Source organism: Georgenia faecalis (assembly GCF_003710105.1).
Classification (GTDB): Bacteria; Actinomycetota; Actinomycetes; order Actinomycetales; family Actinomycetaceae; genus Georgenia_A; species Georgenia_A faecalis.
This window is the reverse complement of record NZ_CP033325.1, coordinates 301,800-315,957: the sequence shown is the minus strand read 5'-3', so window position 1 is coordinate 315,957 and position 14,158 is coordinate 301,800. Positions and strand designations below refer to the sequence as shown.

General features: G+C 75.6%; 8 protein-coding genes. 2 read left to right on the top strand and 6 right to left on the bottom strand.

Annotated features, from left to right (window positions below; translation table 11 throughout):
* The first annotated feature begins 59 nt into the window (after nucleotides 1-59).
* Nucleotides 60-1,247, top strand: a complete 1,188-nt coding sequence (gene xylA, locus EBO36_RS01335; RefSeq protein ID WP_122823039.1) for a xylose isomerase — start codon at nucleotides 60-62, stop codon at nucleotides 1,245-1,247.
* A 5-nt stretch (nucleotides 1,248-1,252) separates the two neighbouring features.
* Nucleotides 1,253-2,713 carry a xylulokinase gene (gene xylB / locus EBO36_RS01330; protein WP_122823038.1) on the top strand — a complete coding sequence of 487 codons (1,461 nt, stop codon included), beginning with the start codon at nucleotides 1,253-1,255 and terminating at the stop codon, nucleotides 2,711-2,713.
* Nucleotides 2,714-2,761: 48 nt separating this feature from the next.
* Here the strand turns inward: xylB and EBO36_RS01325 are convergent, their stop codons facing one another.
* From EBO36_RS01325 to EBO36_RS01300, 6 genes are all read right to left on the bottom strand, one after another.
* A complete protein-coding gene (locus tag EBO36_RS01325; RefSeq protein ID WP_122823037.1) occupies nucleotides 2,762-3,616 on the bottom strand; it encodes an aminoglycoside 3'-phosphotransferase in 855 nt (284 codons plus the stop codon).
* A complete protein-coding gene (locus tag EBO36_RS01320; RefSeq protein WP_122823036.1) occupies nucleotides 3,613-4,548 on the bottom strand; it encodes a PfkB family carbohydrate kinase in 936 nt (311 codons plus the stop codon). Before EBO36_RS01320 ends, EBO36_RS01325 begins: the two co-directional genes overlap by 4 nt.
* Nucleotides 4,549-4,607: 59 nt before the next feature.
* A complete protein-coding gene (locus tag EBO36_RS01315; protein WP_122823035.1) occupies nucleotides 4,608-6,485 on the bottom strand; it encodes a hypothetical protein in 1,878 nt (625 codons plus the stop codon).
* A 385-nt stretch (nucleotides 6,486-6,870) separates the two neighbouring features.
* A complete protein-coding gene (locus EBO36_RS01310; protein WP_244925329.1) occupies nucleotides 6,871-9,552 on the bottom strand; it encodes an alpha-mannosidase in 2,682 nt (893 codons plus the stop codon).
* 316 nt (nucleotides 9,553-9,868) lie between these two features.
* Nucleotides 9,869-12,889: an alpha-mannosidase gene (locus EBO36_RS01305; RefSeq protein ID WP_122823034.1), complete on the bottom strand. Its 3,021-nt coding sequence runs from the start codon at nucleotides 12,887-12,889 to the stop codon at nucleotides 9,869-9,871.
* A 202-nt stretch (nucleotides 12,890-13,091) separates the two neighbouring features.
* Entirely contained in the window at nucleotides 13,092-14,132 is a 1,041-nt protein-coding gene (locus EBO36_RS01300) for a LacI family DNA-binding transcriptional regulator (RefSeq protein ID WP_122825366.1), read from the bottom strand.
* Between the last annotated feature and the right edge of the window lie 26 nt (nucleotides 14,133-14,158).

Below are 14,158 nucleotides of genomic sequence, written 5' to 3'. Positions count from 1 at the left end.
TTAGCGCCCCACACCCGTTAAGTTGTAACGAACAACAAATCTCGATGAGGAGAGACACCATGGTTCGGACCCCCACCCCCGAAGACCGCTTCTCGTTCGGCCTCTGGACCGTCGGCTGGACCGGCCGCGACCAGTTCGGCGACGCCTCCCGCCCCGCCCTCGACCCGTGGGAGTACGCGACCAAGCTCGCCGAGCTCGGCGCCTGGGGCGTCACCTTCCACGACGACGACGTCGTCCCCTTCGGCACGCCCGACGAGGAGCGCGAGGCGATCCTGCGCCGCTTCCGCCAGGCCACCGACGACGCCGGCCTCGTCATCGAGATGGTCACCACCAACACCTTCGGGCACCCCGTCTTCAAGGACGGCGCCCTCACCTCCAACGACCGCTCCGTGCGCCGTTTCGCGCTGCGCAAGGCCCTGCGCAACGTCGACCTCGCCGCCGAGGTCGGCGCGAACACCTTCGTCATGTGGGGCGGTCGCGAGGGCTCGGAGTACGACGGCGCCAAGGACGTCGGCTCCGCCCTCGACCGCTACCGCGAGGGCGTCGACACCGTCGCGGCCTACATCAAGGACCGCGGCTACGACCTGCGCATCGCCCTCGAGCCCAAGCCCAACGAGCCCCGCGGCGACATCTTCCTGCCCACCGTCGGCCACGCGCTCGGCTTCATCGCCCAGCTCGAGCACGGCGACATCGTCGGCCTCAACCCCGAGACCGGCCACGAGCAGATGGCGGGCCTGAACTACACGCACGCGCTCGCGCAGGCCCTGTGGTCGGACAAGCTCTTCCACATCGACCTCAACGGCCAGCGGTCCATCAAGTTCGACCAGGACCTCGTCTTCGGTCACGGCGACCTGCTCTCGGCGTTCTTCACCGTCGACCTCGTCGAGAACGGCTTCCCGAACTCGCCCGAGACCCGCCGCTACACCGGGCCCCGGCACTTCGACTACAAGCCGTCGCGCACCGAGGGCTTCGACGGCGTGTGGGAGTCCGCGCGGGCGAACATGGAGACCTACCTCATGCTCGCCGAGAAGGCCCGCGCCTACCGCGCCGACCCCGAGGTCCAGGCCGCCTTCGAGCAGTCCGGCGTCTTCGAGCTCGGCCGCCCGACGCTCAACGAGGGCGAGAGCGTGGCCGACCTCCTCGCCGACCGCAGCGCGTTCGAGGACTTCGACGCCGACGCCGCGGCCGAGCGCGAGTTCGGCTTCGTGCGCCTCAACCAGCTCGCGCTCGCCCACCTCATCGGCTGAGCGGCATGAGCGAGCCGCTGGTCGCCGGGATCGACTCCTCCACCCAGTCCTGCAAGGTCGTCATCCGGGAGGCCCGCACGGGCCGGCTACGCCGGTTCGGGCAGGCCCCGCACCCCGACGGCACCGAGGTGGACCCGCACGCCTGGTGGGACGCCCTCCAGGTGGCGGTCGCCACGGCCGGCGGCCTGGACGACGTCGCCGCCGTCTCCGTCGGGGGCCAGCAGCACGGCATGGTGGTCCTCGACGCCGACGGCGAGGTCATCCGCCCGGCGCTGCTGTGGAACGACACGCGCAGCGCCGGGGCGGCGGCCGACCTCGTCGGCGAGCTGGGCCACATCGCCGGCTCGAGCGCCGACGACGGCCCGCGGGCGTGGGCGCAGGCCACCGGCACGGTCCCGGTGGCCTCGCTCACCGTCACCAAGCTGCGGTGGCTGGCCGACCACGAGCCGGAGGCGGCGGCCCGCGTGGCCGCCGTCGCCCTGCCGCACGACTGGCTCACCTGGCGGCTCGCCGGGGGCGGCGACCTCGCGGCGCTCGTCACGGACCGGTCCGAGGCCTCGGGGACGGGCTACTGGGACGGGGCCAGCGGCCGCTACCGCCGTGACCTCCTCGCCCTGGCCCTGCGCCGGGACGACGCCGACGACATCGTCCTGCCCCGGGTCCTCGGGCCCGCGGAGCGCGCCGGCACGGGGGACGCGGCGGCCGGCCTGGGGCACCTCGTCCTGGGCCCGGGCGCCGGGGACAACGCCGCCGCCGCGCTGGGCCTGGCCATGGGGCCGGGGGACGTCGCGCTGTCCATCGGGACCTCCGGCGTCGTCTCGGCAGTCTCCGCCCGACCGGTGCAGGACCCGAGCGGGGCGGTCACCGGGTTCGCCGACGCGGCAGGGGCCTTCCTGCCGCTCACCGTGACGCTCAACGCCGCCCGGGTGCTCAACGCCACCGCGGCGCTGCTCGGGGTGGACCACCGCGGGCTCGCCGAGCTGGCGCTCGCCGCGGCCCCCGGGGCCGACGGGCTCACGTTCGTCCCCTACCTCGAGGGCGAGCGCACCCCCAACCTCCCGCACGCCTCCGGGTCCCTGCTGGGGATGACCCTGGGGTCGACGACCCGGGAGAACCTCGCCCGCGCCGCCGTCGAGGGCCTCCTCTGCGGCCTCGCCGACGGCATGGACGCGCTGCGCGAGCAGGGCGTGCCGGTCGAGCGGGTCACCCTCATCGGTGGGGGCGCCCGCTCGGCGGCGGTGCGGGAGATCGCGCCCGCCGTCCTCGGGCGCACCGTGCAGGTCCCCGAGCCCGGTGAGTACGTCGCCGACGGCGCCGGCCGCCAGGCCGCGTGGGTGCTCGACGGCGGGGACGAGCCGCCGACGTGGACGACCTCGCGCGTGCGCACGGTCGAGGCCGAGCCGACCCCCGTCGTCCGCGAGCGCTACGGCGCCCGGCGCGGCCACGTCGTCGACCGGGTCGAGTAGCTCGTCGGTGCCGGGGTGCCCTGTGGGGCGCCCCGGCGCCGTCGTGCGTCAGGGGCCGAGGTCCCACAGCAGCCGGTAGTAGCGGGTGCGCTCCTCGTCCGGCGCGACGCCGTAGGCGTCGAGGAGCAGCCGCTCCCACCCGGGGCCGTAGTTCCACCGGGTGCTCCAGGTCGCCGCCGCCAGGTCCGCCCACCGGTCGGCCAGGCCCAGGGCGCCGAGGTCGACGTGCCCGGACCAGCGCCCGTCGTCACCGACGAGGGTGTTGGGCACGCACGCGTCCCCGTGGCACACCACCAGGTGCTCGACCGGGGGGATCTGCGCGGCGAGTGAGAAGGCACGCTCGACCCCCAGCGCGCGGTGCTCCGGCTCCCACCGGGCGGGGTCGGTCCCGCCGGCGCGGCGGTGCGCCTCGGCGCGGGCCAGCCGCTCCTCGGCCGCCCAGCTGAACGGGCAGCCCGCCACCGGCAGCGCCTCGTGGAACGCGCGCAGCCCCTCGCCGACGGCGACGACGGCCTGGCGCGGGTCGGTGGCCCACTCCACGGCGCTGCGTCCCGGCAGGGCGCGGGTGAGGAGCCACGCGCCGTCGTCGTCCTCGCCCGCGTCGAGCACCTGCGGGACGGGCGTGCGGTCCTGGACCCACGCGAGGCGCCGGGCCTCGGCGGCGAGGTCGAGGCCGCTGCCCGCGGGCGCCCACTTGACGAACCGACGCCGCGCGCCGCCACCGAGCTCGAAGGTCAGCCCCCCGAGCTGGTTGCGCCACACGGGGCGCGCGGGCTCGTCTCCGGCGAGGACGGAGACAGCGGCGGGGACGTCGACCGGGGAGGTGGGGATCTCGCTGATGACCCGGCCGCTCCCGGCGGGACCACCCGGCGCCGGGACCTCCGGGGCGCGCCCGCCGGTCACGAGGGCCCCGCCGCGACGTCCGGGTAGCCGGCCCGTACGAGCTCCGCGGTCTCGGCCGCGGTGGGCACGGCCTCCTGGGCACCGGGGCGGGTGACGGCCAGCGCCCCCGCGGCGGCGGCCCGGCGGGCGGCGGCCACCAGCGGCTCACCGGCGGCCAGTGCCGCGGCGAGCACCCCGCAGAACGTGTCCCCGGCGCCGGTGGTGTCGACGGCCGGCACCCGCGGCGAGGGCACCTCGACGCTCGGGCGTCCGCGCTCGGCGACGAGGCACCCGGCGGACCCGAGCGTGATGACGACGGCGGGCACGCGGGCGAGCAGGGCGGCCAGCGCCGCGTCCTGGTCCGGCGCGCCGGTGAGGTCGAGGGCTTCGTGCTCGTTGACGACGAGGAGGTCGAGCGCGTCCCAGACCGGCGCGGGCAGGTCGCGGGAGGGGGCCGCGTTGAGGGCGAGGACGGCGCCCGGGCGGCGTGCCGCGGCGGCGGCGAGGACCGTCTCCAGCGGGATCTCGAGCTGGGCGAGGACGACGTCCGCCTCGGCCAGCCGGGCCCGCGCGGCCGCGTCGATCCGCAGGTCGCCGTTGGCGCCGGGCGCGACGATGATCGTGTTCTCGCCGTCGGCGGTGACGCTGATGAGGGCCGTGCCGGTGGCCGCCGCGCTGCGCTGGACGAGGTCGGTGCGCACGCCGGCGCGCTCGAGGGAGGCGAGGAGGATCTCGGCGCCGTCGTCGTTCCCGAGCGAACCGAGAAAGGTCGTGCTCGCCCCGCCGGCCCGCGCGGCGGCGACCGCCTGGTTGGCGCCCTTGCCGCCCGGGCTGCGGCGCAGGTCCCCGCCCAGGATCGTCTCCCCCGCGCCGGGATGACGGGGCACGTCGACGACGAGGTCGAGGTTCGCGCTCCCCACGACGACGACGGCCCCCGCTGCTGCGCTGCTCATCCCGCCATCATCACCGCCTGGCGCCCGGTCGGTCACGCGGCGCGGCCGGGCGACGACGCTCACGCCCCCGGGGCGAGGACCTGCTCGCAGGCGAGGAGGAGCACCCCGACGCTCCACGCGTGGGAGAGCGTGAGCACCATCCCCTTCGGCTGGAAGCACTCGGTCTGGTAGTACCGCTCGGTGATCATCCCGCGGTAGGCGTTGACGTCGCCGTCGTGGACGGGCAGGAGCTGGCGGAAGCACGCGAGGGTCTCCTCGGCGCGCCCGGCGAAGTGCGGGTCGCCCAGGGCGGCCGAGAGCTCGAGGAGCTCGGCGGTGCACACGAGGCCGTAGGCGTGCAGGTGCTGGTTGGACGGCGAGGCCTGGTCGGCCCCGCGGGTGGCGAAGCCGTAGACCCCGAGCGGGGTGCGCGGGGCGAAGGCGACGTTGTACGTGTAGCGGAACGTGAGCATCCACTCGGCCGCCCGGCGCGCGAGGTCGAGCCAGCGCGCCTCGCCGGTCCGGCGGTGGAGCGCGACGTAGGCGAGGACGGCGGCGTACCCGTCCTCCGACGTCGGCGCCAGGCCGACGTCCTCCGGTGCGCCGTGGATGAGCTCGGCGTCGACGAACCGGGCGTAGTACTCCCCCGCCCGGACCGCGGCGGCGAGGTACCGGCCGTCGTCGTCGAGGGCCCCGGCCTCGGCGAACGCCGCCACCCAGGTGAGGCCGGCGGAGCCCGCCCAGGACAGGACCTCCCCGGTGCGCGCGTCGTGGACCGCGCCGAGGTTGCCGTCGGGGCGCTGGCGGGCCGCGAGCGCGTCGAGGTTCGAGCGGGCGACGGCCAGCCAGCGTGCGCGCCGCTGGCCGGCCGCGCCGCCCGGCAGGGCCAGCGCCCGCAGCAGGAAGAGGGTCGCCTCGCCGAGGGTGCGGGCGTGCAGGCCGTCCGGGTGCGGGCTCCAGCTCCCGCGCCACCCGCGGTCGCGGTACCAGACGCCCCAGAAGGTGCCCGACGGCGCGAGCCCGGCGCAGACCGTGTCGATGACCCGGTGCGCGGCCGTGACCGCGCCCTCGTGACCGGTGCGCTGCCCGTGCACGAGGAGGGCGTACGCCCACGGGACGCCGCTCACCCAGGCGACGTGCATCGCCTGCCGGTCGACGGGTCGGCCGTCCTGGCCGCTGATGCCACGGTCGAAGCCGACGGTCTCGAGGAGGACACCGGGGTCCGGGTCGTAGTGCCAGCGCAGCAGGCCCTCGGCGGCGACGTCGGCGGCCTCGGCGACGCCCACCCACGGCTCGACCGGGTCGGTGCGCCGGGCGCGCTCCGCGACGGCGCGGAGGATGGGGGCGTAGGCATGGCGGTCGGCGGGCAGGGGGTGCAGGTGCGCGTGGAACGTCGCGCGCTCGCCGGCCGCCCAGCGGTGGCCGGTGGTGACGGGCGGGCGCGGGACGGCCGACCCGTCGTACGTCAGCGGCGTCTCGCGGAAGGGGAAGGTGAGCCACAGGCCCGCCGTGACCCCCTCGTGCGCGAAGCCGACGCCCGACAGGCCGACGGCGCTCGTCTCGGTGGTGAGGAGGGCGGCACCGCCGTCGGCGCCCCAGGCGAAGACGCCGGGGGTCGCGGCGCGGTCGGCGCGGAACTCCCACGTGGGGCTGGCCATGGGGTCGTCCGGGTCGACGGCGAACCGGGGGAACGGCCGGTCGCTCCCCACGGGACGGTTCTCGCCGTAGAACAGGCCGGGGACGAGCCACCACGGCTCGGCGACGCCGGGCAGGTCGACGCGCAGCCGGACCGTCGCCTCGACGGCGCGCACGGCGGTGCAGGAGACGCGGACGGGGTGAGCGCCCGCGGCGTCGGCGGGGCCGAGCTCGAGCTGCACGGCCAGCGCCGGTAGCGCGGCAACCTCGCCAGTACGGCCGGCGCCGCCCGCGCGCCCCTCGGTGACGCCGGCGCCGCCCATGGCCCCATCGGTGACGCCCCCGTCACCCGCGACCCGGTCCTCCCACCCCCCTCCGTGATGATCTTGCGGATCGTCCGCAAGATCATGAGCAGGAGGGGCAGGGGGCGCACCGGGGGCCGCCATCGGCGTTTCTGCACGATCATGAACAGGGGAGGCGGGAGGGGCGGGGAACAGGACCTCGACGCTCAGCCTCGCGCCGGCTGGGAAGCCCGCGCCGAGCGGACCCAGGTCGGCGCCCCGAGGATCGAGCGGCACCCAGCCCTGCCCGGCACCAGCACCAGCACCAGCACCAGCACCCTCGTCCGCACTCTCACCGCCGAGCGGCGCGCGCCCCTCCGGGTCCGGGGGCACCGGGCCCCCCGACTCGGCGTCACGCGCCGCCCGGTCACCCATCCGTGGGCAGCCCCTCCCGGTGCGGCGACATCTGCTCGGCCGGCTCGACGGCGTCCGACGCCCCGCGGTCCCCCGCCTGCCCGACGGCCGCGCGCCCGAGGACGAGCGGCCCGGCACCGAGCGGCTCGGCGGACACCCCGGCGGGCGCGGCCAGCGGCCACTCGACGAGGTCGACCTCCGTCACCGCCGAGGCCGGGTCCGCGGGCACCCGGAACGTGCGGATCTGGCTGGCACCGAAGTCCGCCTCGAGCACCCGCCCCACAAGGGGCAGCTCGATCCGGGCGCGCGCCGGGCGTCCGCTCATCTCCACCGCCCGGACGACGAGGTCCGGCCCGGCGGCGCCGTCGTCCTCGCTGCCCTTGACCGCCGTGACCACCACCTGGCCGCCGCCGTCGGAGGCGAAGCTCAGGCGGTCCGGCAGGGAACCGTCGTGGAAGCTCTCGAGCATGGCGCGCACCGGCGAGCCCAGCTCCGCGGAGCGGCGCATGAGGTCCGCCTCCCGCCAGTCGCCGCCGTGCGGGACGAGGAGGTAGCGGAACTGCTGCACGCCCTGGTCCTGATAGGTGTAGACGCCCTCGGGGTCCAGCAGGCGCGGGTCGTGCCAGGAGTAGACGGGGCTGCGGACCGCGGTCATCCCGATGCTCGGGGCGTCGGGCCCCCCGGCCGTCCCCGCCCCGCCGTCGCCCGCCCGGCCGTCCCCGCCGGGCAGGACGTCGAACCCGTGCTTGGCGGTGTTGACGACGGCGAGCCCCGCCGGCACCCGCTTGCGGCCCGCCGCCGCGCGGCCGGTGAGGTCCACCCAGGTCTGCGCGGGCTCCTCGGCGCCGTCGACGGGGCGCTCGATCGCGCCGAAGGGGATCTCGTAGGTGGCGCGGGCGTCGGTGAGGGCCGTGGGGAAGCGGAGCTTGAGCAGGTGCGCCTGCTCGCGCCAGTCGAGCCGCACCCGGACCTCGACCGCGTCGGCGTCGTGGTCGAGGAGGAACTCCTCGACGAGGGTCGAGCGGCCCCACTCGCGCTCGACGAGGAGGCGCGCCCGCAGCGGCCCGGCCTCGCGCAGGACCACCCGGACGGTGCGCATGGCCTCCCCGGGCCACGCGTAGGAGACGACGCGGTGGCCCCAGGTGTCCGTGGGGTCCTCGCACACCTGGGTGTGCTCGCCCCGGGCCCCGGCGACGAGGTCGGCGCCGGTGCGCTTGTCGAGCAGCGACCTCAGCCACCCGGTGACCGGGTCGATCTCCATCCGCAGGACGTCGTTCTCGAGGACCGTCTCGCTCGCCGACAGCGGCGACGGCGCCGCCCCGCTCCACGGCGCCCCGGCCGGGGCCGCCCCGCCGCGCAGGCGGTAGAGCCGGTACCCGAGCGCGGGCACCTCGGCCCGGAACACCGTCGCGCCGCGGCCCTTGTCGCTCATCGTCGCCACGGACTGGGTGCGCTGGGACGGCGTCGTGGCGCCGTCGCCGTCGACGACGTGCACCCCCGTGGGCTGCACGCCGTACTGGAGCTCGACGTCGGCCCGCACCGGCCACGGGTGGGGGTTGAAGACGAGGACGGGCTGGCTGCCCTCCTCCAGCGGGATGTCGACGCGGCTGGCGATGACGTTGTGCGCGCGGGTGATGGCGCGCTTGGCGATGGCCACCGCCTCGCCGAGCTGGTCGCGGGCGTCGTCGTAGGCGGTCTCGATCGCCGAGCCCGGCAGGACGTCGTGGAACTGGTTGAACAGGACCTGCTTCCAGGCCCGGCCGAGGTCCTCGCGCGGGTAGTCCACGCCCGCGCCGACGGCGACGACGGCCGCCCAGCGCTCGGCGGACAGGGCTGCGGCCTGCGCGCGCCGCTGCCAGGCCTTGATACCGGAGTGCGCGGAGTAGCAGCCGGGGGCGTGGTGCTGGAGGTCGTCGCGCCAGACGGGCAGGGCGGCCAGGCCCTCCTCGCCGAGGCGCTCGGTGAGGGTGTCGACGTACTGCCGGGGCGAGGACATGATCATCCGCCCGAAGGTGCCCATGCGGTCGTACCGGTAGATCGACTCGATGTTCGCCTTGGTCGGCCCGCCGCCGTGGTTGCCGACGCCGTAGAAGACCATGACGTCGGTGAGGTCGGGGTCGAGCTGGCCGATGGCCTTCTCCGTCTGGCCGGAGACCTCCCCGGCGGAGCTGCCGTACTCGAAGGGGATGCGGTAGCCGAGCACGCGCGAGCCGTCGGGCGCCTCCCACCAGAACGCGGTGCCGCGCAGCGAGGTCTCGTGGGGCCCCGGGCGCAGGAAGCAGTAGGAGTCCATCCCCTGGCCGCGGAGGATCTGCGGGAGCATCGCGTTGTGCCCGAAGGGGTCGACGTTCATCCCCACGGTGGCGGTGACGCCGAGCTTCTCGCGCAGGTACCGCTGGCCGTACAGCCCCTGACGGACGAACGACTCCCCCATGGGCATGTTGCAGTCCGGCTCCACCCACCAGCCGCCGACCATCTGCCAGCGCCCCTCGGCGACGCGCTCGCGGATGCGGGCGAAGAGCTCGGGGTCGGACTCCTCGACCCAGCTGAGGAGGACCACCTGGTCGCAGGTGAAGACGAAGTCGGGGTACTCCTCCATCCGGTGGATGACCGACCAGAAGGTGGCCCGGGCCTCCTGGTAGCCCTCCTGCCAGGGCCACAGCCAGACGGGGTCGAGGTGTGCGTTGCCGATCATGTGGAGGGTCCGCTTCGGTGTGGCGACCGGACGCGCGTCGCGGTCGAGGCCAACGCCGTGGGCCGGCGCGTTGGACATCGGGGCGCGGCGACCGCGGGGCGTGGGCGCGCTCACCGCACCTCCCCGCCGGGCCAGGCGCCGGCGGGCGAGGCGGCGACGGCGGGCGTGGCGCCGCCGGTGTCGAGCCCGAACACTCGTGACCCGGTCATGCCCTCGTCCTCCACCCGTTCTGACATCGTTCCCACACGATCCTAGGGACAGCCGGGAGGCCCGGCAATCGCCCGCCTCGCCCTCCAGCGGGGCACGGGGCGGGCGCTCAGCGCGCGGCGCGCAGGCGCAGCGTGACCACCTGGAACGGCCCGAGGTCGAGCGTGACCTCGTTACCGGAGGTGGTGAGCGGCGCGAGCGCGGCGATCTCCTCGTCCTCGTGCTCGACGAGGTCGCACACCCACGCCCGCTCGACGCCGAACCCCGCTGTCAGGCGCGCCTTCGCGCGCCCACCGAGCGACTCGTACAGGCGCACGACGACGTCGCCGGAGCGGTCGTCGGCGAGCTTGACGGCCTCGACGACGACGGCCGGCGAGGACACCGAGACCAGCGGCGCCACCGGCCCGGCGCCGGTGCGCTGCCGCACCGGCAGGTTCGCCCGGTAGCCCTCCCGGACGGCGTCGGCGATCTCGGCGCCGACGACGAGCCCGTAGGCGAGGCGGTGCCGGCCCTGGTCGGTCTCGGGGTCGGGGTAGCGCGGGGCGCGCAGGAGGGACAGCCGCACGGTCGTGGAACCGGGGCCGCGGGCGTCCCCCGGCGCGGGACGGGTGACGTCGTGGCCGTAGGTCTCGGCGTTGACGACGGCGGCCCCGTAGCCGGGCTCGCCCACGTGCAGCCACCGGTGCGCGCAGATCTCGAAGCGGGCGGCGTCCCAGGAGGTGTTGGTGTGGGTCGGCCGGAACACGTGCCCGAACTGGATCTCCGAGGCGGACCGGTCGGCGTGGACGGCCAGGGGGAAGGCCACCTTGAGGAGCGTCTCGCGCTGGTGCCAGTCCACCTCGGTGACGAGGTCGACGCGGCGGGCCCCGGCGGCGAGCGCCGTCGTCTGCACGTACGTGGAGTCGCCGTCGGTGCGGCGCACCCGCACGAGCGGGCGCGCCGGGTCGCTCGTGTCCACCTCGATCGCCGTGACGCCGGTGAGGTCACGGCGCCGGGCGAAGGCGAAGTCGTCGATGTCCCAGGCGTCGAAGTAGTTGGGGGTGTCCGGGTGGAGCTGGAGGACGTTGCCCGCCCCCGCGAGGACCTCCCGGTCGGCGACCAGGTCGAGCACCGAGGCGAGCGTGCCGTCGCGGCCGACGCGCACCCGCACCAGGGCGTTGTCGAGGGTGACGCCGTCGTCGTTCCCCTCCACGAGCACGGTTCCGGGCACCTCGGCGGGGGCGGCCGCGAGCGCCGGCACGCCGTCGCGCTCGTGCGGGGCGGCGTTGAAGACCAGCGGCACCGCGCCCTCACCGGCGAGCGCACCGAGCGCGCCGTCGATGATCGTCTCGAGCTCCACCTCGAGCCGGGCGTACGTCACCCGGGCCTCCCGGTGCACCCAGGCGATCGAGCTGCCGGGGAGGATGTCGTGGAACTGCAGGAGCAGCATCTCCTGCCAGATCCGGTCGAGCTCGGCGTAGGGGTAAACCGCCCCGGCCCGGACGGCGGCGGTGGCGGCCCACAGCTCGGCCTCGCGCAGGAGGTGCTCGGTGCGCCGGTTGCCGCGCTTCATCGCGTGCTGGCTGGTGTAGGTCCCCCGGTGGAACTCGAGGTACATCTCCCCCGCCCACACGGGCGCGTCGGGGTACTCGGCCTCGGCGGCGGCGAAGAACGCCGACGGCGACTCGATCGTCACCCGCGGGGACCCCTCGAGGTCGGCGACCCGGTGGCCGGTCTCGATGATCTCGCGGGTGGGGCCGCCCCCGCCGTCGCCGTAGCCGAAGGGGAGCAGCGAGCGCGTCGCCCGCCCCTTCTCGGCGAAGTTGCGCACGCCGTGGTGGAGCTGGTCCGCGGTGAGCTCAGAGCTGTAGGTGTCGGCCGGCGGGAAGTGCGTGAACACCCGGCTGCCGTCGATCCCCTCCCACCAGAACGTGTGGTGGGGGAAGCGGTTGGTCAGGTTCCACGACATCTTCTGGGAGAGGAACCACCGGAACCCGGCCAGCCGTGCGAGCTGCGGCAGGGCGGCGGAGTACCCGAAGGAGTCCGGCAGCCACACCTCGCGCGAGTCCACGCCCAGCTCGTCGGCGAAGAACCGCTTGCCCTGGGTGAACTGGCGCACGAGCGCCTCGCCGCCGGGCATGTTGGTGTCCGACTCCACCCACATGCCGCCCACGGGGACGAACTGGCCGCGCGCGGCGGCCGCCCGGATGCGCTCCCACACGAGCGGGTGGTGGTCACGCATCCAGGCGTACTGCTGCGCGGAGGAGCAGGCGAAGACGAAGTCGGGGTAGTCCTCCGCGAGCGCGACGACGTTGGAGAACGTCCGCGCGCACTTGCGGATGGTCTCGCGCACCGGCCAGAGCCACGCGGAGTCGATGTGGGCGTGGCCGACGGCGGAGATCTTGTGGGCGCTGGGCGCGGCCGGCGAGGCGAGCACCCCGGCGAGGCGGGCGCGGGCCGTCGCCGCACCGCCGACGACGTCGGCGACGTCGAGCTCGTCGAGCATCACCTCGAGCGCCCGGCGGACCTCGTGCCGGCGCGGGTCGGACTCGGGCAGCTCGAGCGCCAGCCCGTGGAGGGTCTGGACGTCGAGGACGAGGGCGTGGACGTCCTCCTCGAGGACGGCGATCTCGGCGCGGTCGAGGCGGTAGAGGAGCTCGGGCCCGATCGTCTCCGGGTCGCCGAGCGTGGTGACGCTGCCGTCGAAGAGGGGGTTGGACGCCGCCTCGAGGTAGAGGTCCACCCGCTCCCCACCGCGGGCCGGCCGGGCGACGGGCAGCCACGCGGTGCGCGGCTCGATGCCCTTGATCGGCACGCCGTCGGGCGTGTAGGCCAGCCCCTCGGAGCGGAAGCCCGGCCCGGAGCGCTCGAAGCCGAGGTCGACGACGAGCTCGACCCGACGACCGCGCATGGCCGCCGGGACCTCGCCCGTGAGGTGGAACCACGTCGTGCCGAAGGCCCGCCCCCAGCGCTCGCCCACCGCGAACGGGCCGTACTCCCCGGCGATCGCCTCGGCGGGCGGGATCGGCTCGCCGGGCAGGTGCAGCGCGCTCACCTCGACCGGCACCGCCGCCCCGTACGTGGCGGGGATGAGCCGGTCGCGCAGGGTGCGCTCGATCCGGCGTGTGAGGTCGGACAGTCCGTGGTGCATGGCACTCCACATCGGTGGGGAGGTCGACGCGCGGGGGGGGCGCCGTTCCTGGGAACGTAACCACACGCAATCACGTGCTTCTCGGAGAGGTCAACCGGCGCTCAGCCCCCGGGCAGCACTCAAACGGCGCGCCGCACGGTCGCCCTACCGCCTGCCCGGTCGCCCCGCCGCTGCGGGGCTGCCGTGCCGCAGCGGCGGCTCCCTACCGCTGCGGTGGCGGCGCGGTGGAGCCCCGGCGGACCACCTCGGCCGGGACCACGACGGTCTGCGCCGGCGCGGCCGGCTGGGCGATCCGCTCCAGCAGGACGTCGACGGCGGTGGCCCCGATGGCGGAGACGTCCTGGGCCACGGCGGTGACCCCGGGCGAGACGAGCGACATCCACGGCGCGTCGTCGAAGGAGACGAGGCTGAGGTCCTCGGGGATGCGCAGGCCGACGTCCGTCGCGGCCCGCCATACCCCCTCGGCGAGGACGCTGTTGGCGGCGAAGACGGCGGTGGGCCGGTCCGGGCCGGAGAGCAGCTCGCGCGAACGCGCCCGGGCGTGGTCGACGTCCAGGCCGGAGGCGACGACCAGCCCCGGGTCGAGGGCGAGCCCGGCCGCCTCGAACGCGGCGCGGTACCCGGCGTACCGGTCGCGTCCGGTGGTCCAGTGGGTCTCGTCGATGACGAGCGCGATCCGCACGTGCCCGAGCTCGATGAGGCGCGCGGTCACCCGGGAGGCGCCGTCGACGTTGTCGACGACGACGGCATCCGCGACGCCCTCGGCGAACTGACGGTCCACCTCCACCGTCACCAGGCCGTGGCCGGTGAGGTACTCCCCCGCCTCGGCGGAGACCGGGGTGAGGATGACCCCGGCGGCGCGCATCTCGACGAACGCCTGCGCCGCGTTCGACTCGTCCGGGTCCTCGGCCCCGCCGTCGGCGAGGATCACCGTGTACCCCCGGCGGCGGGCCTGCTGCATGGCCCCGGCCGCGAGCTCGGCGTAGAAGGGGTTGGTGAGGTCGGTGACCATGAGGCCCACGACGTTGCTCACCCGGCGGCGCAGGTACTGCGCGGCCGCGTCCGGCACGTAGCCGATGGACCGGGCGACCTCCCGGACGCGTTCGCGCACGTCCTCCGCGACGTAGCCGTTGCCGCTGAGGGCGCGGGAGGCGGTGGACCGCGAGACGTCGGCCGCGAGGGCGACGTCCTTGATCGTCGCCCGCCGGTGCAGGAGCGGGCTCGCCTGCGTCGCCCTCGTCACGTGGTCCACTCCATCCGCCGGCCGGG

What these genes read in the sequence shown, in the direction of transcription:
- xylA (WP_122823039.1), top strand. Translation starts at nt 60, where the DNA reads ATGGTTCGGACCCCCACCCCCGAAGACCGCTTCTCGTTCGGCCTCTGG.
- xylB (WP_122823038.1), top strand. Translation starts at nt 1,253, where the DNA reads ATGAGCGAGCCGCTGGTCGCCGGGATCGACTCCTCCACCCAGTCCTGC.
- EBO36_RS01320 (WP_122823036.1), bottom strand. Translation starts at nt 4,548, where the DNA reads ATGAGCAGCGCAGCAGCGGGGGCCGTCGTCGTCGTGGGGAGCGCGAAC.
- EBO36_RS01315 (WP_122823035.1), bottom strand. Translation starts at nt 6,485, where the DNA reads ATGGGCGGCGCCGGCGTCACCGAGGGGCGCGCGGGCGGCGCCGGCCGT.
- EBO36_RS01310 (WP_244925329.1), bottom strand. Translation starts at nt 9,552, where the DNA reads ATGATCGGCAACGCACACCTCGACCCCGTCTGGCTGTGGCCCTGGCAG.
- EBO36_RS01305 (WP_122823034.1), bottom strand. Translation starts at nt 12,889, where the DNA reads ATGCACCACGGACTGTCCGACCTCACACGCCGGATCGAGCGCACCCTG.